Here is a 20,760-nt window from a genome sequence, read left to right as displayed (position 1 = left end):
ACCGTCACCATGGAGACGGTCCCCTGGTTGCCGGTGACATTGAAAAATCAGCGCAACGAGGGCTGCGCCGGCAGTTTGACTGGTTAGTGGTACCGTGCCGAACATGCCACTCACGCCGTCGCCGCGCTTGCGTGGCGACGGCGCGAGCATGGGGCGTTTGTTGGGCGATTGGAACAGGCGAAGCCGAAGCTGCACAGCGCCTGCGTGACACGATGTGAGTCGTGCACGGGTGTGCGTTGAGCGTGGCCAGCAGCGCGAGGCTAGTGGTAAGCCCTCGTTAGGTCTCGCGTGCGCGTCTAATTACTTCAACTCGTACAGACCTGTATAGGTGGCCGAGTCGATTTCGTTTAAGTGGATCATGAAGCGCGCCACTGCGTTGGTTGCGTCCGTGCCAAGCGGCAGCGCGTCGACCTTCAGCGCGTGGATGCGGAACACGTACCGATGCGGCGTGTCACCACGTGGCGGCGCCGCACCGCCAAAGCCCACCGTGCCATAGTCGTTGCGTAGCTGCAGCGCACCGGCTGGCAGCAGGCTGCCGTCGGCCTTGCCGGCGTCATCCGGCAGTGAGCGCACGTGCGCCGGAATATTGACGAGAACCCAGTGCCAGAAACCGCTGCCGGTCGGCGCGTCCGGGTCGTACACGGTCAGTGCGAAACTCTTCGTATCGGCGGGCGGGTCGGCCCATTGCAGCGCGGGCGACACGTTGCCGCCGTCGACGCCAAACGAGCGGTTATCGTATTCCTGCTGCTTGGGCATGAATCCATTGTGCGAGAACCGATCGGACCAAATGCGAAATTCAGCCATGGACGTTGCTCCGGTAGGTTGACGGCGCGCGGCGCCGCGACGTGACGGCGGCCGCATGGCATTGCCGTGCGACGCGCGTGTCGCCGCGTTCGCGCCAGACGAGCGAGTGTAGCATCACGCGTGACGCCACAGGGGGCGGGCGCCGCGCGCGGGGCGATGAGATGCAGCGCTACGCGCGGCGGCCGGCGAGTTCTGAGGCCAATGCCAGCAAGTGCGCGGTGTGGGACGCCACGTCGTAGTCGTACAGCAGGTGCTCGCTAGGCCGGGTGAGCCGTGCGGTGCCGGCGCGCCAGCGCGTGAGCGCCTGTTCGACCGCCGTAGCAAAACTGTCCGCGTCCAGGTGCGAGAAGCGCCATTGCGCGTCGTCGCGGATGACTTCGGCGCAGCCCACGTTACCGGCGGTGAGCACCGGCGTGCCGCACAGTATCGATTCGATGCCTACTAGCCCGAACGGTTCATAGGGCGCAGGCACGATCGTGAAGTCGGCCGCGCCGAACACGCATTGCATGTCCTTGCGATAGCCGAGCGAGCGGATCCGCGGTGATGGGCTGGCGACTGGGCGGCCCGCAACCAACAGGCAGACCGGCTCGGTGCTCGCCTCGAAGTACGCACGCAGCAGCTCGAAGCCTTTGCCGGTGTTGGCCACGAACACAAACACGGCGTATCCGTCGGGGATGCCGAGCCGCGCCCGCATCGCATCGCGCTGTGCCGGCGCCATCGGCGCGAAGCAGTCGCTGCGCACCGGGGGATAGATGACACGGATCTTGTCCGGCGCGATGCCGAAATACTGCTGGATTTCTTGCGCCATCATCCTGGAGTGGGCGACGACCACGCCCGCGTTGTGATAGGTGCGGCGCTCCAGCGCGGTTTGCCAGCCGTCGTTCCACTTTGGCTTGTTGCGACCATGGTGCAATGCGCCCGGATGCGTGCCGCCGCATACGACGATGTCGGCTGAGTCGACTCGATTGCATGCAATCACGATGTCCGCTTGGCTGCGTGTGCGGCGCGCACGCAGCCGCCAGGAGAACGCCACGTCGCGCAGCGCACGCGGCAGCCACTTGACTCGGATGGTTTGCGCGTCGACGAGTCGGTACTCGGGCAGCGTTTTATCGAATTTGCGGGCGAAGACGATGGGGCGGACGTCCCGCGCTACCATTGCGCCAATGATGTCGCGCGCGTAGCGCTCGAAGCCGCCGGCGTGGCGCAACGCCTGGCATGACAATCCGATGCGCAGCCCCTGCCAGGTGCCGCCAGTGTCACTAGTGCTGCTAGTGCTGCTAGTGCTGCTAGTGCCACTAGTGCTGCTAGTGCTGCTAGTGCTGCTAGTGCTACTAGTGCTACTAGTGCTACTAGTGCACTAGTGCTACTAGTGCTACTAGTGCTACTAGTGCCGCTGTCGCTGAACGCCGATGGGTCTGCGCGCCGCGCATAGTGGTACTTCAGGAACGTCGCTCTCGCATTCATCCGCGCGATGCCTAAGCCCGTCAGCCCGTCGAGAAATCCAGCTCGCAACATGAACGTGCGCACGAAAGCAAAGCCGCCGTGCGCGAGGGGGGCCAATGCGCTGATGCGGCGCGCGCGCGCGCGCAACATCCGGGCGCCGGCGCGAGCATAGGCCAGTGTCTTGTCCGCTACCTCTTCGCCAGAGCGATAGCTGTAGTGCAGCAACTGGCCGTCGAGGCGCCCGGTGGGGCCTTCGACGATGGGTCGCTCGTGCACGGCATCGTCCGAGAATCTGACTGCTTCGCGGCGGAACAACCGGACCACCCAATCCGGCGACCAGCCCGAGTGATTGACCCAGCGGCCGCAGAATTGTGAGCGGCGGGACATCGCATATCCCGTACAGCCGGATGGGCCGCGCCCAGCCAGTACCGCTTCGATCGATTTCCTCAGCTGCGAGGTCACGCGCTCGTCGGCATCCAGCGACAGCACCCACGGCCGGGTGGCGAGCGCGAGTGCCCGATTCTTCTGAGGGCCGAACCCTGGCCAATCTGTTGTGACGACGCGTGCGCCGAAGCGCTCGCAGATCGGCACCGTCGCATCGGTGCTGCCGGCGTCGACCACGATGATCTCATCGGCCAGGCCGTGTACGGACGCCAAACATGCTTCGATGTCGTGGGCCTCATTGAGCGTGATGATGATCACACTGAGCGGTTCGCGATGCACGGTCATGACGATGGGGAAGGTAACGGCGAAACCGGCAATATTAATGGATCTTGCCGCGACGACCCGTACGCTGACCATTGCTTGACCCAGTGCGCGGCCGCCCATACCACAGCTTCGTGACAATGCAATGCGCGCCGTCAGGCAATATGGTCCCGCCGTCAGGAATCGAACCTGAATCTCACGCTTAGGAGGCGCGTGCACTATCCATTGTGCTACGGCGAGAAGGCGCCATCATCGGCGCCACGCGATCCGATGGCCTGTGCGCAGCCGCGTATCGGCAGCATGGCCGTGCTGCCTGCTGCCAGGCGTCGTCGGGATCGCGGGGTCCGTAAGGATACCACGAGCGCCACCGCTGGGTCGCATCGGCGCGGCGCTCAGAATTCCACCACGGCGAAGTCGGCCTTGCTGACGTCGCACAGTGGGCAGCGCCAGTGCGCCGGGATGTCGGCAAAACGCGTGCCGGGAGCAATACCTTCGTCCGGCAGACCGTCTGCCTCGTTGTAGATCCACCCGCAAATCAGGCAGACCCAATTCCTGTATTCGATCACGTCAGACACGACTACCGCCCTCGGCCTTTCCGGCCCACTTGCAAAGCCGCTATTTTACCGTAAGGCCTGGTGTGGCCTGCATCGGCCAACCGCCCGATACGGGTCCACGCGCGGTGGCTTGCGTCCGGCCGGTACAATGGGTGTTTTCTATCCTTTCCCTGAACCGATGTCGCTGTTTTCCATCACCGGCGCGCAACTCGCGTTCGGCCATGTCGCGTTGCTCGACCACGCGGACTTCTCGATCGAACCGGGCGAGCGGGTGGGCCTGATCGGCCGCAACGGTGCAGGCAAGTCATCGTTGCTGAAGATCGTCGCCGGCCTGGCCAAGCCCGACGACGGCTTGATTACCCGCACGCAGGCGCTCACGACTGTCTACGTGCCGCAAGAGCCGGTCTTCGACGCCGGCATGCGCGTGTTCGATGCGGTGGCGGCGGGGCTGGAACACACCCGTGCGCTGCTCGACGAGTACGACCGCGTGGCGCACGAGCTGGCCGATACATCCGAAGGCCCGTCGCATGACGCGTTGCTGGCACGCATGAATGCGCTACAGGGTGCGCTGGACATGCATGACGGATGGGCATGGCGCACCCGGGTAGCGACTACGCTTGCCCAATTGGGCCTGGAGGGCGATGCGCAGGTGGATCAGCTCTCTGGCGGCCTGCTTAAACGCGTTGCGCTGGCACGCGCGCTAGTGACGCAGCCCGATGTGTTACTGCTGGACGAGCCGACCAACCATCTCGATTTTGATTCGATACGCTGGCTCGAGGCGTTATTGTTGTCGCTGCGCGGCAGCGTGTTGTTCATCACGCACGATCGCGCGTTCCTCGATCGCGTCGCGACCCGCATCGTCGAACTCGATCGCGGGCGCCTGTTGTCATATCCGGGCAACTTCTCGGCCTATCAGACCCGCAAGGCGCAGCAGCTCGAAGTGGAGGCGGTCGAGAGCGCGAAGTTCGACAAGTTGCTCGCCCAGGAGGAAATCTGGATCCGCAAGGGCGTCGAGGCGCGTCGCACGCGCAGCGTCGGGCGCATTGCGCGCCTCGTGCAGATGCGCAACGAGCGCGCGCAGCGGCGCAACGTGCAGGGCAACGTGCGCCTTGACGTGAGCCAGGCTGACAAGTCGGGCAAGATCGTCGCCGAGCTTACCGACGTGACCAAGCGCTACGGCGGGCGGATGGTCGTCGCAGGTTTTTCGACCACCGTGATGCGTGGCGACAAAATTAGCTTCGTCGGCCCGAACGGCGCGGGCAAGACCACGCTGCTCAAGCTCATGCTCGGCGAGATTGCACCGGACGAAGGCCGGGTGCGCACCGGCACGAATTTGCAGGTTGCCTACTTCGATCAGATGCGTGCGCAACTAGACCCTGAGCGCAGCCTCGCGGACACGATCAGTCCAGGCAGTGACTGGGTGGAGATCAACGGCGCCCGCAAGCATGTGATGAGCTACCTGGGCGACTTCCTGTTTTCGCCGGAACGCGCCCGCTCGCCAGTCAAGTCCTTATCCGGCGGCGAGCGCAACCGGCTGTTGCTGGCGCGATTGTTCGCGCGGCCCGCGAATGTGCTGGTATTGGATGAGCCGACCAACGACCTGGACATTCCGACGCTCGAGCTGCTCGAGGAGCTGTTGACCGACTATGACGGCACGGTGCTGCTCGTGAGCCACGATCGCACGTTCCTAGACAACGTTGTGACGTCGGTGATCGCGGCGGAAGGAAACGGTCAGTGGCGCGAGTACGTCGGCGGTTTCTCGGACTGGCAGACGCAGAAGGCGCGTGCCGATGCGTTGGCGCAGGCCGGTGCTGCGTCGCCGGCGAAAGCCGCCGCGGACATCCCGGCCGCACCGAGCGGCGCTGGTGTATTGCATGACGCCCCCAGCGCCGCCTCGGGGCGCAACGAGAAGCGCAGCGTCAAGCTGACGTTCAACGAGCAGCGCGAGTTGGATGCGTTGCCGCAGCGGATTGCACAACTCGAGGCGGAGCAGCAGTCCATCAGTGCGCAGCTGGAAGACGGGTCGATCTTTGCGACGGATCCGGCCGAAGGCACGCGGCTCACCGAGCGCTATGCGGCGATCGACGACGAACTGCTGGCCGCGCTCGAGCGCTGGGAGATGCTGGAGGCCAAGCGCAAGCCGGTAAAATAGCGCCCGTTCCCGCCCCGGCCGCCGGCAGCGCGCACGATTCGCGGGCATCGTGACGAGCGAGTTGTTTCGGCAGGGCTTTTTCAAGAACTCAACGAATTGTCCACGCATTTGTCCACAGCAACTGTGGACAAATGCGGAATTTATCGGAACATGGCTACAAAGAAATCCGGTCCCGCATACAGCGAAGCGTCGATCAAGGTGCTCAAGGGGCTCGAGCCGGTGAAACAACGGCCGGGCATGTACACGCGCACGGAGAATCCGCTGCATATCGTGCAGGAAGTGATCGACAATGCGTCGGACGAGGCACTGGGCGGATTTGGCACGCAAATCATCGTGACGCTGCATACCGATGGCTCGGTTAGCGTCGAGGATGACGGGCGGGGTATTCCGTTCGGCCTGCACCCTGAAGAAGGCGTGCCGGTGGTGGAGATCGTCTTTACCCGGTTGCATGCGGGCGGCAAGTTCGACAAGGCTGCCGGTGGCGCATATACGTTCTCCGGCGGCTTGCATGGCGTGGGCGTGTCCGTGACCAATGCCTTGTCGCAGCGACTCGATGTCACCGTATGGCGGGACGGCAAGGTAGCCGACATCGGCTTCTCGCACGGCGACGTGGTGCGTGCGCTCACCGTGCGCGCGGCCAATGGTCGCGTGGACAAGAAATCCGGCACCCGGGTCACGGCATGGCCTGACCCAAAATACTTCGACTCGGCTAACCTGCCACAGTCCGAGCTGCAGCGTTTGTTGCGCTCCAAGGCCGTGCTGCTGCCCGGCGTCGAGGTGGTGTTGATCACTGAGAAAACCGGCGAGCGACAGTCATGGAAATATAAGGATGGGCTGCGCGGCTATCTGCTCGAGGGTCTAGCCGGCTACGATACGCTGATCCCGCTGTTTGAAGGCGAGCGGTACGCCGGGTCGTCGCGCACGACCGATGATACGTTTGCTGAGGGCGAGGGCGCATCGTGGGTCGTCGCCTGGTCCGAGGAGGGCCCGCTGTTGCGCGAGTCGTATGTGAACCTGATCCCGACGCCGGCGGGCGGCACCCACGAGTCCGGGCTGCGCGACGGCTTGTTCCAGGCGGTCAAGAGCTTTGTCGAGCTGCATAATTTGCAGCCCAAGGGCGTCAAGCTGCTCGCCGAGGACGTGTTTGCACGGGTCTCGTTCGTGCTGTCGGCGAAGGTGCTCGATCCGCAATTTCAAGGTCAGATCAAGGAGCGACTCAACAGCCGGGACGCGGTCCGGCTGGTATCTTCGTTCGTGCGACCGAGCCTGGAGCTATGGCTTAACCAGCATGTCGAGCATGGACGCAAGCTGGCCGAATTGGTGATCAAGCAGGCGCAGGCGCGCACCCGTGCTGGCCAGAAGGTCGAGAAGCGCAAGAGTTCCGGCGTGGCGGTGTTGCCCGGCAAGCTGGTCGATTGCGAGTCGACTGACGTGGCGCGCAACGAGTTGTTCCTGGTCGAGGGCGATTCCGCGGGCGGCTCTGCGAAGATGGGGCGCGACAAGGAGTTTCAGGCGATTCTGCCGCTGCGCGGCAAGGTCCTCAACACGTGGGAGACGGAGCGCGACCGGCTGTTCGCAAACAATGAAGTGCACGATATCGCGGTGGCGATCGGCGTCGATCCGCACGCGAGTGACGATGCGATCGATCTGTCGAATCTGCGTTACGGCAAAATCTGCATCCTGTCGGATGCAGACGTGGACGGCTCGCATATCCAGGTGCTGCTGCTCACACTGTTTTTCCGCCACTTTCCCCAGCTCATCGAACGCGGCCACGTGTATGTAGCGCGCCCGCCGCTGTTTCGTGTGGACGCACCGGCCCGGGGCAAGAAGCCGGCGCAGAAGCTCTATGCGCTGGACGAAGGCGAACTCGAGGCGATACTGGACAAGTTGCGCAAGGATGGCGTGCGCGAGTCCGCGTGGACGATTTCGCGCTTCAAGGGACTGGGTGAGATGAACGCCGAGCAGTTGTGGGACACGACGATGAACCCGGATACGCGGCGGCTGATGCCCGTGCAACTGGGCGGCCTAGATTTCGATGCGACCATCGGGCGCATGACGATGCTGATGGGCAAGGGAGAAGCCGCTGCCCGCCGCGCGTGGCTCGAGGAAAAGGGTAACGAGGCGCAGGCGGACATCTGACGCATGGGGTGCGACGCGCGACGCCGCTAGGCGCCGCTGCGCGCGATGTCCGCTGGACTTGAATTTGAGGCTGTCACCCAATGAGTAAAGAACTGGAATTGGATTTTTCGCCGCCGTCCGACGGCGAGTACCTGACGCTGGGCGACTACGCTGAGCGTGCCTACCTCGACTATGCGGTGTCGGTGGTCAAGAGTCGTGCGCTGCCCGAGGTGACCGACGGTCAGAAGCCGGTGCAGCGTCGCATCCTATACGCGATGCACGAAATGGGGCTGGCGGCCGACGCGAAGCCGGTCAAGTCGGCGCGCGTGGTCGGCGACGTGCTCGGCAAATACCATCCGCATGGCGATTCGTCCGCGTACGAGGCGCTGGTACGGCTGGCGCAGGATTTCTCGATGCGCTACCCGCTGATCGACGGGCAGGGCAACTTTGGCTCGCGCGACGGCGACGGCGCCGCGGCGATGCGCTATACCGAAGCGAGGCTCACGCCGATCGCACAATTGTTGCTCGACGAGATCGATCAGGGCACCGTCGACTTCATTCCGAACTACGATGGCTCGTTCGAGGAGCCCAGGTCGTTGCCGGTGCGCTTGCCGTTCGTGCTGCTCAACGGCGCATCCGGCATTGCGGTTGGCATGGCCACTGAGGTTCCGCCGCACAATCTGCGTGAGGTCGCACAGGCGGCCATCGAACTGATCCGCAATCCGAACCTGGATCACGCAGCACTGATGGAGTGGATACCGGGCCCGGACTTCCCGGGCGGAGGCCAGATCATCTCGAGTCCGGCGGAGATTGCCGCGGCATACGAAAGCGGCCGCGGCAGCCTGAAGGTGCGCGCGCGCTGGAAGATCGAGGAGTTGGCGCGCGGGCAGTGGCAACTGGTGATCACGGAGCTGCCGCCCGGCACGTCGTCGCAGAAGGTGCTAGAGGAAATCGAGGAGTTGACCAACCCGAAGGTCAAGCTGGGCAAGAAGACGTTGACGCCGGAGCAACTGCAGACCAAGCAAAGCCTGCTCGCGCTGCTCGACGCGGTGCGCGACGAGTCTGGCAAGGACTCGCCGGTGCGGCTCGTGCTTGAGCCGAAGTCCAGCCGCATCGACCCGACCGAGTTCGTCAATACGTTGCTCGCGTACACGAGTTTGGAATCCAGCGCGCCGATCAACTTGGTGATGATCGGCGCCGATGGCCGGCCGCGGCAAAAGGGGCTGGGCGAGATTCTGCGCGAATGGATCGGCTACCGCTTCGCGACCGTGACGCGGCGAACACGGTTCAGGCTGTCCAAGGTGCAGGATCGGATCCATATCCTAGAAGGCCGGATGATCGTCTTTTTGAACCTGGACGAAGTGATCCGGATCATTCGCGAGTCCGACGAACCAAAGGCGGCGCTCATCGCGGCCTTTGGGTTATCGCAGCGGCAGGCGGACGACATTCTTGAAATCCGTTTGCGCCAATTGGCGCGTCTGGAAAAGATCAAGATCGAGAAGGAGCTGGGCGAGCTGCGCGACGAAAAAGCCCGGCTCGAGCAGTTGCTGGGCAGCGACGTGGCGATGAAGCGGCTGATCATCAAGGAAATCGAAGCCGATGCGAAGCAGTTCGGCGATGCGCGCCGCACGCTGATTCAGCAGGACAAGCGCGCGACGTTCGAGGCGCGGGTCGTCGATGAGCCGGTGACGGTCGTCGTCTCGCAGCGCGGCTGGGTCCGTACGCTGAAAGGACACGGGCTCGATGCGTCAGGCTTCACGTTCAAGGCTGGCGACAGCTTGTATGCCGCGTTCCAGTGCCGTACGCCCGATACGCTGATTGCGTGGGGCAGCAATGGTCGCGTGTATTCGGTGCCGGTCGCGGCGCTGCCGGGGGGGCGCGGCGACGGCGTTCCGGTCACGTCGTTGATCGAGTTGGAGGCTGGCACTCATCTCATGCACTATTTCGCTGCGCCGCTGGAACAGCCGTTGCTGCTCGCATCGAGCAACGGCTTCGGTTTTATCGCGCGGATCGGCGACATGATCAGCCGCGTGAAGGCCGGCAAGTCTTTTATGACAATCGATGCTGGCGCGCAGCCGCTCGCGCCGATGCCCATGTGGCCGGATGCCTCGCAGGTCGCATGCTTGGCGCTTGGCGCGAAGGATGAGACACGCCTGCTGGTATTCGGACTGGACGAGATGAAGACATTGTCCAGTGGCGGACGTGGCGTGACATTGATTGGCCTGGATGGCAACGAGCAGTTGCTCCAGGCGTTGGCGATCGGTCAGGCCGGGTTGTTGCTCAGCGGCGCCGGGCGGGGCGGCAAGCCGCAGCAGCAGAGGCTGGTTGGCGATGCGCTCGCGCCCTACGTTGGCAAACGTGCGCGTCGTGGTAAGGCACCGGCGGTCAAGTTCAAGGTATCGGGCATGCGCCCGGTATTGCCCGGGCAGCCGGCATGACGATTAGGGAGAAACGAACGTGTTGAAAGTGCTGGAGGTGGCGATGTTCTTGCACATCGCCGCGGTAGTGATATGGGTTGGCGGCATGACGTTCGTGCAATTTTGCCTGCGTCCAGCGTTGTCCGACGTGTCGCCGCAATTGCGCCTGCCGTTGCTTGATTCGGTGTTCGGCCGGTTCTTCCGACTAGTCGCGGTGGCGATTGTTGTGATTCTGGCCACTGGCGTATTCATGTGGGTGACGCTGGGCGGCGCGCAGGCGAACTGGCCGATGCATGCGATGGCCGCGATCAGTGTACTCATGATGCTCCTGTTTGGCCACATCCGCTTCGCGTTATACCCGCGGCTGCAGCGCGCGGTCCAAGCGCAAAACTGGCCGGACGGCGCCCGCGTCGTTGCGGGCCTGCGCCGGCTAGTGGCGGTCAACCTCGCGCTCGGTATAGTGGCCATTGCGCTGGGCGTGATCGGGCGTTTCTGACCGTGGCTGCTACGCGGTTTGCCAGAGGACCAGCATGTAGGTGAGCGCCACGGTCGCGTACACCGCATAGACCGGCACCTTGGTGCGACAGAAGCACGTCAGCGCGAATGCGGCGGTGACCGCGTAAATCGGCTCCATGGGTACTTGCCACGCGATCTTGGCGACGGCCGATACAAGAAATGCCGTTGTCGCCACGCGCAACACCCGCATCGCGGATTTGAAACGCGGATGCGATTCGAGCGTCTTCAAGTTGCGCTGCGCGATGACCACCAGCGTCGCCGATGGCACGAATACCGAAAAAGTGGCGAGCAGTGCGCCGGGGATGTGTCCGACCAGATACCCGAAAAACGGCACCACGTTCAACAACGGACCAGGCGAGACCGGCGACAGCGCGAAGACAAAAGTAAACTCGCTGTCGGAGATGTCCAAGACCGGCGGCACGAACAACGTTTTGAATACCGGCAGTGCCGAGAATCCGCCGCCGAACAGCGTCAGGCCCGCACCGACCAGCCGGGGCCACAGCCACAGCATGGCGCTGCTCGATGGCAGCGGCAGGGGCAAGGCGTACAGTCCGAGCAGCACGGCGAGCAAGATCAGCAGCAGTGAGTCGGTGCGGCACAGCACGAATGCTGATTTCGTCTGCTGCTCGGACGCCGGACTCGTGAACCAACCCAGTATGAACGCGGCGCCAAGCAGCGCGACATAGACGGCCGGGCTATGTAGGAACAGCAGCGTGACGCTGGCTACGATGGCCGTGGCCCAGTCAATCGGGCCTCGTACCAGGGTGCGCACCTGTTTGATCCAGGTCATGCCGATCAACGATGCCAGTACGACGCTAAAGTGCGTGACCAACGATTGCGACGCGAGCGATGCCACGGTCGGCGTGCGATAGAACATCGCCATCACGGTCATCACGATCGCGAAGGGCAGCACGCTGCCAAGACCGGCCATCCACGCGCCCCGCCAGCCTCGCAGTGCGGCGCCGACCTGGACCGCGACATTGCAACCGACCGGCCCGGGAATCAGCCAGGCCAGCGCGACCAGATTCAGGTAGTCGAGCCGGTTGAACAGTTGCTTGCGCTCAACATAGTGACGCTCCAGTTGCGCAATCAGTGACAGCCCACCCCATGAAACGGATGACAGGCCGGCGATGACCAGCAGCAGCGACCACAATGGCTCTTGGCGGGAGCGCGCATTCTGTGCCGCCTGCGGCTGAAGCGCTCCGCCATCGACGCCGGTGGCAGAGGAGGGCGCCGGCGCGGCCGGTGGGGAGGTGACGGACGGAAGGTGAGATCGATTATGCGGCACGGCACGAGATTCAAGCGGACACACGTGGTTGCACGGCGTGCGTTGCTGCGACGCCTCCTGGTTCAGAAAGTGAACACACCCCGAAGCGCTCGAGCAGCGCATGCACTTCGTCGGGCGGTACTGGGTGCGAGAACAGGAAGCCCTGTGCCTCGATGTTGCCCAGTCCCGAGAGCCATGCGATTTGCTCTTCGGTTTCCGTGCCTTCGACGACCACGGTCAACCCCAGCGAGCGGGCCAAATTGACGATTGCCGACACCATGACGCAGACATTGCGGTCCGCGGGGATGGCCTGGACGAACGAGCGATCGATCTTCAGTGTGTCGACGGCAAAACGATTCAAGTAGGACAGCGACGAATAACCGGTGCCGAAGTCGTCCAGCGCAATGCGCACGCCAAGCCGCTTGAGCGCGGCGACCTTCTCTGAGACGATTTCAGGATACTCCATCATCGCCGTTTCCGTGATCTCGAGTTCAATGCGCCGTGCGGGCAAATTGTGGCGGCGCAGCGCCCGCTCCACGGTCCCGAACACGTCGCCGCGCCAGAACTGCACGGCCGAGATGTTGATGGCCAGCGACAGCGTGTCGTAGCCGAGCGAGGTCCAATGCGCGAGCTGCTGGCACGCGCTGTCAATCACGTATTCGCCGATCGGCACGACCAGGCCGGTGGACTCGGCGATCGTGATGAACTCGCTTGCGGTGATCTCACCATGCTGCGGGTGGTTCCAGCGCAGCAGTGCCTCGAAGCCGGTGATGCAGCGGCGCGTCAAGTCGATCTTAGGCTGATAGGCGAGGAACAACTGTCCCTCGGCAAGCGCGACGCGCAGTTGCTGCTCCCATTTCATCAAATGGTCGGCGCGGTGCGCGAGCTGCGGCGAATAGAACTGGTAGCACCCGCGGCCGGCATCCTTGGCGCTGTACATCGCCAGGTCGGCCTTTTTTAGCAAATCGATTTCGCTTTCGTTGGGACTGGAGAGCAGTGCGATGCCGATGCTTGCGTGCAGCACGAATGAGCTGCCGCGCACGTCGAACGGCCTCATGAAACTGCCGGCAATCGCCTCGGCCAACTGAACCGCCTTCGGTTCGACGTGATCCTCCTTGACGATCACAACGAACTCGTCGCCGCCGATGCGTGCGAGGATGCCGTTGCCATCGACCGTCTGCGCGAGCCGGGCCGATGTCATTTGTAGCACGATGTCGCCGGCATTGTGGCCGAGCGTATCGTTGACCGTCTTGAAATTGTCCAGGTCGATGAACAACAATGCGAGCCGGCCGACGTTTGCCGGCTGCGAGACTTCGGTGCGCAAAATCTGCAGCGTCTGGTAGCGGTTTGGCAAGCCGGTCAACAAGTCATACTCGACTAGGTGCGTCATCTCGCGCTCGCGGCCGAGCAGCTTGCGGATCAAGCTCGTGGCCACACCGAAGAAGCCGAGAATCGCGATCGAAATGCACCCAGCCATCAATAGGTAGATATTGCGGGTGTGTTCGTAGTCGGCAAATTCTTCCTTTTGCGACAGGCCAACCATGACGCCGAGCGGATAGCCGTCGATGTGGCGGTACGACACGATGCGCATCACACCGTCGATCGGATCGCGGTAGGTGCCGGACACATGCTCGGACAGCGGGTAGCTGCCGGTCGCGGAAAATGCGCCGGGTGCGTTCAGCGTGTTGCCAGTGCGGCGCGCCAGCACCGCGCCGGTGTCGGCGATTACCGATATTACGCCGTTGCGGCCGATTGCCGCGCTGTTGTAGAAGTCGTTGGTGAAATAGCTCGGATCTTCCGACACTACGACTACGCCCGCGAACGAGCCGTCGCGATGGTTGAGCCGGCGCGTGAGTTGCAACGTCCATTGGTGCGATACGCGGCCCAGTACCGGCTTGCTGATATACAGTTGGTCGAACGTCTCGTGCTTATGGACCTGAAAATGCTCACGATCGGACAGGTTCAGCGGCTTGGGCCGTGAATCCTCCGTATTCGCGATCAGGTAGCCATGCTCGTCGACCAGCGAGACCTGGATCAGTGTGTCGCTCTGGATCACGCCTTTCTCGATCGTGCTGGCCAAGTTAAAACGCTGCGGCGACTTCTCGAATTCGTATTTGACGAAGCGGGTGATCTGGTCGACCTGGTGAATAGCCTTGACCGTATGCTGTTCAAAAGCCGCGGACAGCAGCGCGGCCGAGGCCGTGGCTTCGCGCTGGGCGTTGTCCCGCTCGACTTGTAGCCGCGTATAGATCACCGCCCACAGCAGGATCAGCACCAGCAATCCGAGAAACGGGATGACCCACAAAGAGCGCTGCCTGGACACCGCCGCGTCACGGCGCAAACGCGCCTCACGTGCGGAGGGAGTCAGCGGAAGAGTCATGGAGCCAGGCCGTGATAGGGGTGAATATCCCCGCGCGGCGGCGTGTCCAATGCGATGGCGGGGCGTGATGCAGAACCGCCAAAGGCTGTGCCGCGCGGGCGCTCAAATGATGGTAATCAAAACAGCGCCGCGCGCAAAACGACCCGACCTTGGGATAGACGCGCAACGCCCGAATGCTGCCTGTAACGCTAGCAGATTATGCGCGAAGAATGGCGGCGCGCCTACGACGCCCGCTCGGGATGTGTAAGGATTCTGTCCGAAGTCGTCTAAATCGTGTCCAGAAAGTTCTGTCTATGGCCGTTATCGCATTGCTGCCGATCCGCAGTTCTCGCTTCCTGTCGTTGGCGCGCCCCGCCATCGCGCCCTAGGATCGTGCGTTGCCCCGTCTCGTGGTTGACCTGCTCGAATCTGTTGCGTTGGCGCGGGTTGTTCCAAGCACCGGAAAAGAAACGGCGCGCCGCGGGGCGGATGCCGTTATTCGACTTCGGCGATCAGTTCGATTTCCACGCAGGCACCCAGCGGGATCTGCGCGACGCCGAACGCCGAGCGGGCATGCTTGCCGCGTTCACCGAACACCGCCGTGAATAGCTCCGACGCGCCGTTCGTCACCAAGTGCTGCTCGGTAAAGTCCGGTGTCGAATTGATCAAGCTCATCACCTTAACAATGCGCTTGACGCGGTTCAGGTCGCCCACGTGCGCGTGCAGCGTCGCAATCAGATCGATGGCAATGCTGCGCGCCGCCTGTTGTCCTTCTTCCGTGCTGATCGTGTCACCGAGCTTGCCGGCCCAGACTTGTCCGTTCCTTTTGGCGATATGGCCGGACAGGAACACCGTCTTGCCTGCCTGCGCGCTCATCGCGTAAGCGGCCGCCGGTGCGCCGGCCGTCGGTAGCTCGATGCTGAGCGCTTTCAGTTGATCGTATACATTCGACATGGGGACTCCAAAGGGTTAAGAAAATACAAGGGGCGAGACCGGCCGAGCCAGATCAGGTTTGGGCCTGGACTAGGCTGGCCAGGCACGCAATGCCCTCGTCGATCTGAGCGGGCGGCACGGTCACGAACGACAATCGTAACGTGTTGCGCCGTGCAGCACTTGCGAGGCGCACATTTAAGGGCGCTGTGACGCGATACATAGGTGGCAATCCACTCGCGCATTTTTTTGACGGCGACCGTGGCGATCACGCCCAGCGCCATCACCGCCAGACCCTTGAGTTGCCGCCGCGTTGGCCAGCACACGCGGCGCTGGGGCTGTGCGCGTTTCTGTCGCGGTACCTGGGCAAGTCTTGAATTTGGTGCGGGCCGTCCCCATTTGCGCGGACACGGGTAAACCTGGCCTCGTGCTGTTGACGTCAACTCGCTGAAAGGACCTAGACTATGGCGCAAGAAACCATGAGCTTCCAAGCGGAAGTCAAGCAGCTTCTGCAACTGATGATTCACTCGCTGTACAGCAACAAGGAAATTTTCCTGCGTGAGCTGATTTCGAACGCGTCCGACGCGGCGGACAAGCTGCGTTTCGAGGCGATCGCCGATGCCGGTCTGTATGAAGACGACTCGAACCTGCATATCCGGATCGCATACGACAAGGCCGCACGCACGATTACGATCGACGACAACGGGATTGGCATGAGCCGTGACGACGCGGTCTCGCACCTAGGCACGATCGCGCGCTCGGGCACCAAGGAGTTCTTTGCCCAGCTGTCCGGCGACCAGCAAAAGGACGCGGCATTGATCGGCCAGTTCGGCGTTGGCTTCTATTCTGGCTTCATCGTCGCGGACCGGATCACCGTGGAATCGCGCCGCGCCGGCCTGCCTGCCGACCAGGCGGTGCGTTGGGAAAGCGCGGGCGACGGCGAATTTAGCGTTGAGACGATCCAACGCGCGCAGCGCGGCACGTCGATCACATTGCATCTGCGCGAGGGCGAAGACGAGCTGCTGTCCTCCTACCGGCTCAAGTCGATCATCCAAAAGTACTCGGACCATATCGGCCTGCCGATCCTGATGAAGAAGGAGGAGTGGGACGCAGAAAAGAACGAGATGGTCGTCAAGGACGAGGACGAGACCATCAACCAGGCCAGCGCCCTGTGGACGCGTGCCAAGAGCGAGATCAGCGACGAGCAGTACAAGCACTTCTACGAGCATTTGTCGCATGATCATGAGGCGCCGCTTGCCTGGACCCATAACCGCGTCGAGGGACGCAGCGAATATACCCAGTTGCTGTACGTGCCCGGTCGCGCTCCGTTCGATATGTGGAACCGCGATCATCGCGGCGGGCTGAAACTGTATGTGAAGCGCGTATTCATCATGGATGAGGCCGAGCAGTTGTTGCCCAATTACCTGCGCTTCATCAAGGGCGTGGTCGATTCAAACGACCTGCCGTTGAACGTGTCGCGTGAGATTCTGCAGGAAAGCCGCGACGTGAAGGCGATCCGCGACGGCGTCACCAAGCGGGTGCTGTCGATGCTCGAGGAACTGGCCGGTGCCGACGACGACGCCGACAAGCAGAAGTACGCGACGTTCTGGCGCGAATTCGGTCAGGTGCTCAAGGAGGGCCTGGGTGAGGACTTCGCGAATCGGGAGCGCATCGCCAAGCTGCTGCGCTTCGCGTCGACGCAGGCCGACAGCGCCGAGCAGAATGTGTCGCTGGCCGACTACGTCGCGCGGATGAAGCCAGAGCAGACGAAGATCTACTATGTGACCGCTGACAGTTGGCAAGCCGCGCGCAACAGTCCGCACCTGGAGGTATTCCGCAAGAAGGGTGTTGAGGTGCTGCTGTTGACCGATCGCGTCGACGAATGGATGCTGTCGTTCTTGCATGAGTTCGACGGCAAGCCGCTGGCCAGCGTCGCCCGTGGCGATCTGGATCTGGGTGCGTTGAACGACGAGGAGAAAAAGGCTCAGGAAAAGGTCAGTGAGGACCTGAAGCCGCTGGTCGAGCGGATGAAGGACGTGCTCAAGGAAAAGGCCAAGGACGTGCGCCTCACATTCCGCCTGACCGACTCGCCGAGTTGCCTGGTGGCCGACGAGGGACAGATGAGTGGCTACCTGCAGCGAATGTTGAAGGCGGCCGGCCAGAAAGCGCCCGATTTCCATCCGATCCTCGAAGTGAACCCGGATCACGCGTTGATCAAGCAGTTGTCGCCGGACGCAGCGGACTTTGCCGACTGGTGCCACTTGCTGTTCGACCAGGCGCTGCTCGCCGAGGGGGGCGCGCTCGATGATCCAGCGAGCTTTGTCAAGCGCACCAACACATTGTTGCTGTCGGACGCGCATTGAACGGCACGCTTGAGCGGCGCTCGGGCGGACGGTTTTCGGCGCACGGCGACGGTTGGCGGGCGCGACCGCGTGCCGCCTTCAGTGCCGCGCAGAAGGACTGGGTAACCCGCGCGGGCTCGCTTACGCGTCATTTGGGCACGCTCGGTCGGGTGACCGTGCGGGTCGCCTGCGAGAAGGTGGGTGTTGCGTGGCGCGACGAGGCGCGCGTGTTGCGCCTCGCACGCCGCGCGCCGGTGTGGATTCGCGAGGTCGTGCTCGCGGTGGATGGCGTGGCCGTGGTGGCCGCGCACAGCGTCACGCCGCTGCGTGCGAGCCGCGGCGTATGGCAGGCCGTGCGACGGTTGCGTACGCGAGCGCTGGCCGAGCTGTTGTATGCGGACATGACGGTGACACGCTCGCCGATTGTGAGCCGGCGCGTCGATGGCGCCCATCCGCTGTACCGGTTCGCCGTCGCGCAGCTAGGCCGGGATCGGCCGCACGCGTGCGTCGCGCGGCGCTCGGTGTTTACCCGTCATCGGCTGCCGCTGATGGTGACCGAGTGCTTCCTGCCAGCAATGTGGACCCTGACTACTGATTAAACTGCTCATGTTGCAAGGTTTTCCGCCGGTGATCAGGCTCGATACGACGATTCTGATGCTGGGCAGTTTTCCTGGCGAAGCATCGCTCGGGGCAGGGCAGTACTATGCCCATCCGCGCAATCAGTTCTGGCGGTTGTTGGGAGCCGTGCTGGGCGAGCCGGCATTGCACAAACTCGATTACGGGGCGCGGCTTGAACGCGTGCTGATGCACGGAATCGGGGTCTGGGATGTGCTTGCTGCCTGTCATCGAGAAGGAAGTTTGGATTCGGCGATTCGAAATGCGAAGCCGAACGACTTCAAGTCATTGAGAGAGCATGCGCCGAAGTTGAAGAAGGTATGTTTCAACGGGAAGACGGCGGGGCGGTTTGCCGATGTGATTGGTGCCGCCGGCTATGAGACGCTTGTACTGCCTTCGTCGAGTCCGGCGTATGCGATGCTGTCGTTTGAACAGAAGCTCTCGTGTTGGCGGAAGATTCTTTCCTGACCACACCGCGATGCCGCGGGCAATGCATTCGCTTGGATTGCGACGGCGCTCGATGCCCTCGCGGATCGATTGTTCGGCAAGACTCGACAGCGTTTCTCCTTTGCCGAGGGCGCTTTTAGCGGCGTTACGCAGTTCCGGTTTGACCCGAATGGCCGCGCGACCTGTGGACAACCGCCGGTCGTCCCAACTCAATTACGGGTTGCGTAACCCGGCGCGCGGCTTCGGATGCTATGCTTCGGGCGAACAAAAACTGTGCAACACGCAAGACTTCGTTACATGACATCCTTGATCAAGCGCGCGTCGGCGGAAGCGCGCGCCTTCCAGCGCGGTGAGCGGGCCGCGCAACCATCGCGCGGCGCCGCCCGATGCACGGAACGCGACGAATACGTTAGCGCAGCGCAGCACGGGGCCGCGCCCATGCTCAAAGTCCCGCGCAAGGCCCGTTTTGCGCCGGTGACGTTTTCCGAAGAAGGGGGCGTGCGCTACCTGCATTTCGGCACGGAATGGATACAGGGCGCGATGCGGCTGAAAAAGCCGTTCGATATCGAGCTCGAATACGCGCAGCAGATGATGGCGTGGTTGCTCTTTCTCGCGCCGCCCAAGCGCATCGTGCAACTAGGCTTGGGGGCGGCAGCCTTGACCAAGTTTTGCCATCGGCATTTTTTGCGCTCGCATGTCGATGCGGTGGAATTGAACCCGGCGGTGATCATTGCCGCGCGCAGCATGTTTGAGTTGCCGCCCGACGACCGCCGCTTGAGCGTGCTCCAGATCGATGCATGGGATTTTGTCAATGACCCCGCGAATCACGGTACGGTCGGCGCGATGCAGATCGACCTGTATGACGCAACCGCACGCGGCCCGGTGCTCGATTCCGTCGCGTTTTATCGCGCGTGCCGCGCGTGCCTCGGCGCCGCCGCAGTGGTGACGGTTAACCTGTTCGGCGACCATCCGAGCTTTGTGCGCAACTTGCGCCATTTACGCGCGGCGTTCGATGCGCGGGTCATCGCGTTGCCCGAGGTGCATGAGGGCAACCGCGTCGTGCTGGCTTTCTCCGGGCCCGCGTTGTCGATTGATTGGAACGTACTGACCGACCGCGCGAAGGTCATTGAGAAGGCGTGCGGGTTGAGCGCCCGTAAGTGGGTCGCCGCGCTACGTGAGGTGTCCGACGCACCACGCCGCGACGCGCAAGACAGCGCCGTTGGCGGGCATTTCATGATCTGAGTGCGTTCCCGCCATTCCCTCGTTTTCTCGTCTTGATCGCCGAAGGTGCGCTCCTAGACTCGGCGTTGCCGCGGCGGACGACGCGATCGCTGCTTGGTCTCCGGCTGCCTACCGAAGCCGGCTGCTGTGGCGAGCACGGCGAGAAGAAGTTGAGCTACGCCAATTATGTAAGCTACTCACCGAATGGCGCAACGGGCCTGAAACGTCGTGGCTGGCCGATGCACTGACGCATCCGCTGCAACAGACGCTCAAGAACTAGGGACGTGCCTACGCCAACTTTTTTGCCAAGCGGGCCGGCTTGCAGGCAATGCGCGATATTGCAGGGAAGCGCCCGTAAAGCTGTACGGGCCGGCCTTGCCGTCTACGTGGATCATTGTGATTACGGCTTGTAATACGCAATGGCTTGCGTGCAGTAATAGCCCGGTGATTAGATAAACTGGCTTAGGATTGGACGTTCTAGTGCGTTTACCGATTACTTGACTGTGAATTTCCGTCTTCCGAGAGGTCGATATCCGCTGCCTCGATGCAGCAAAATTCCCCAACGATTATGTACTTGAGTTGCTGTGGCGGTTAATCTGGCTCACTTCTGAGCCAGGTCGCACTGTCTTGGATGCGCGCCTGGGCGGGTTTGGAAAACTGGTTGGCTTTCATAAAGCGCGTGATCTCACCCATCGCCACTTTCCATTTGCGATTGTTCAGGTGCCATAGCACCCCATTGGCCCGAAGCTCGCTCAGTACCTCCCATAAAGCAGCTTCGCCCGCCCCGTTCAGTAGACTCAATCCCTGCTGCCATCCCCGCTTGGCTAGCGTGTCATTGATGAAATAGATACTTCTGATTAACCCGACTGC

14 protein-coding genes, 1 tRNA gene and 4 pseudogenes are annotated in these 20,760 nt (G+C 62.7%); 9 read left to right on the top strand and 10 right to left on the bottom strand.

What is annotated here, in order from left to right:
• Positions 1–300: 300 nt before the first annotated feature.
• The 5 genes and pseudogenes from KPG66_RS09935 to KPG66_RS09915 form a co-directional block, all read right to left on the bottom strand.
• Complete coding sequence (locus KPG66_RS09935) at positions 301–804, bottom strand: YbhB/YbcL family Raf kinase inhibitor-like protein (protein ID WP_237070789.1); 504 nt, start codon at positions 802–804, stop codon at positions 301–303.
• A gap of 169 nt (positions 805–973) precedes the next feature.
• Positions 974–1,960, bottom strand: coding sequence for a glycosyltransferase family 4 protein (locus KPG66_RS09930; protein WP_237070788.1), 987 nt, complete (start codon positions 1,958–1,960; stop codon positions 974–976).
• Between the two features lie 278 nt (positions 1,961–2,238).
• Positions 2,239–2,976 (bottom strand): annotated as a pseudogene (locus tag KPG66_RS09925) (glycosyltransferase family 2 protein); the annotation flags it as partial.
• Positions 2,977–3,117: 141 nt separating this feature from the next.
• A tRNA-Arg gene (locus tag KPG66_RS09920) sits at positions 3,118–3,192 on the bottom strand.
• A 152-nt stretch (positions 3,193–3,344) separates the two neighbouring features.
• A complete protein-coding gene (locus tag KPG66_RS09915; RefSeq protein WP_237070787.1) occupies positions 3,345–3,527 on the bottom strand; it encodes a rubredoxin in 183 nt (60 codons plus the stop codon).
• A 157-nt stretch (positions 3,528–3,684) separates the two neighbouring features.
• Between KPG66_RS09915 and KPG66_RS09910 the strand changes: the two genes are divergently transcribed.
• The 4 genes from KPG66_RS09910 (at position 3,685) to KPG66_RS09895 (ending at position 10,689) form a co-directional block, all read left to right on the top strand.
• Positions 3,685–5,658, top strand: coding sequence for an ATP-binding cassette domain-containing protein (locus tag KPG66_RS09910; protein ID WP_237070786.1), 1,974 nt, complete (start codon positions 3,685–3,687; stop codon positions 5,656–5,658).
• 150 nt (positions 5,659–5,808) lie between these two features.
• Positions 5,809–7,797 (top strand): DNA topoisomerase IV subunit B, encoded by a 1,989-nt coding sequence (gene parE / locus KPG66_RS09905; RefSeq protein WP_041753757.1) that lies wholly within the window; start codon positions 5,809–5,811, stop codon positions 7,795–7,797.
• 80 nt (positions 7,798–7,877) lie between these two features.
• Positions 7,878–10,214: a DNA topoisomerase IV subunit A gene (parC, locus tag KPG66_RS09900; protein WP_237070785.1), complete on the top strand. Its 2,337-nt coding sequence runs from the start codon at positions 7,878–7,880 to the stop codon at positions 10,212–10,214.
• Between the two features lie 19 nt (positions 10,215–10,233).
• Positions 10,234–10,689: a CopD family protein gene (locus KPG66_RS09895; protein ID WP_237070784.1), complete on the top strand. Its 456-nt coding sequence runs from the start codon at positions 10,234–10,236 to the stop codon at positions 10,687–10,689.
• A gap of 9 nt (positions 10,690–10,698) precedes the next feature.
• Here the strand turns inward: KPG66_RS09895 and KPG66_RS09890 are convergent, their stop codons facing one another.
• The 3 genes from KPG66_RS09890 to KPG66_RS09880 form a co-directional block, all read right to left on the bottom strand.
• The gene (locus tag KPG66_RS09890; protein WP_237070783.1) at positions 10,699–12,099 is read right to left on the bottom strand and encodes a chromate transporter; all 1,401 of its coding nucleotides are present in this window, start codon (positions 12,097–12,099) and stop codon (positions 10,699–10,701) included.
• Complete coding sequence (locus KPG66_RS09885; protein WP_237070782.1) at positions 12,008–14,356, bottom strand: bifunctional diguanylate cyclase/phosphodiesterase; 2,349 nt, start codon at positions 14,354–14,356, stop codon at positions 12,008–12,010. The genes KPG66_RS09890 and KPG66_RS09885 overlap by 92 nt, the downstream gene beginning before the upstream one ends.
• Positions 14,357–14,830: 474 nt before the next feature.
• Complete coding sequence (locus tag KPG66_RS09880; RefSeq protein ID WP_237070781.1) at positions 14,831–15,289, bottom strand: RidA family protein; 459 nt, start codon at positions 15,287–15,289, stop codon at positions 14,831–14,833.
• Positions 15,290–15,474: 185 nt separating this feature from the next.
• Here KPG66_RS09880 and KPG66_RS09875 point away from each other — a divergent pair, with 185 nt between their 5' ends.
• The 4 genes and pseudogenes from KPG66_RS09875 to KPG66_RS09860 all read left to right on the top strand — a co-directional run bounded on the left by KPG66_RS09875 (position 15,475) and on the right by KPG66_RS09860 (position 18,690).
• On the top strand, positions 15,475–15,642 hold the full coding sequence (locus tag KPG66_RS09875) for a hypothetical protein (RefSeq protein ID WP_157864420.1): 168 nt from the start codon (positions 15,475–15,477) through the stop codon (positions 15,640–15,642).
• 87 nt (positions 15,643–15,729) lie between these two features.
• Positions 15,730–17,628, top strand: coding sequence for a molecular chaperone HtpG (htpG, locus tag KPG66_RS09870; RefSeq protein WP_013436004.1), 1,899 nt, complete (start codon positions 15,730–15,732; stop codon positions 17,626–17,628).
• Positions 17,625–18,188 (top strand): annotated as a pseudogene (locus KPG66_RS09865) (chorismate--pyruvate lyase family protein); the annotation flags it as partial. The gene htpG and the pseudogene KPG66_RS09865, both read left to right, overlap by 4 nt.
• A gap of 25 nt (positions 18,189–18,213) precedes the next feature.
• The gene (locus KPG66_RS09860; protein ID WP_013436002.1) at positions 18,214–18,690 is read left to right on the top strand and encodes a DNA-deoxyinosine glycosylase; all 477 of its coding nucleotides are present in this window, start codon (positions 18,214–18,216) and stop codon (positions 18,688–18,690) included.
• A gap of 54 nt (positions 18,691–18,744) precedes the next feature.
• Here the strand turns inward: KPG66_RS09860 and KPG66_RS17735 are convergent.
• Positions 18,745–18,861, bottom strand: a pseudogene (locus tag KPG66_RS17735) (hypothetical protein); the annotation flags it as partial.
• 105 nt (positions 18,862–18,966) lie between these two features.
• Here KPG66_RS17735 and KPG66_RS09855 point away from each other — a divergent pair.
• The gene (locus KPG66_RS09855; RefSeq protein ID WP_049786412.1) at positions 18,967–19,911 is read left to right on the top strand and encodes a spermidine synthase; all 945 of its coding nucleotides are present in this window, start codon (positions 18,967–18,969) and stop codon (positions 19,909–19,911) included.
• A gap of 570 nt (positions 19,912–20,481) precedes the next feature.
• Here the strand turns inward: KPG66_RS09855 and KPG66_RS09850 are convergent.
• A pseudogene (locus tag KPG66_RS09850) lies at positions 20,482–20,760 on the bottom strand (hypothetical protein); the annotation flags it as partial.

The sequence above is a fragment of the Mycetohabitans sp. B2 genome, from assembly GCF_021733735.1.
Taxonomy (GTDB): domain Bacteria; phylum Pseudomonadota; class Gammaproteobacteria; order Burkholderiales; family Burkholderiaceae; genus Mycetohabitans; species Mycetohabitans rhizoxinica.
Note: the sequence above shows the minus strand (reverse complement) of the source record. Positions and strands in the feature narration are given on the sequence as shown.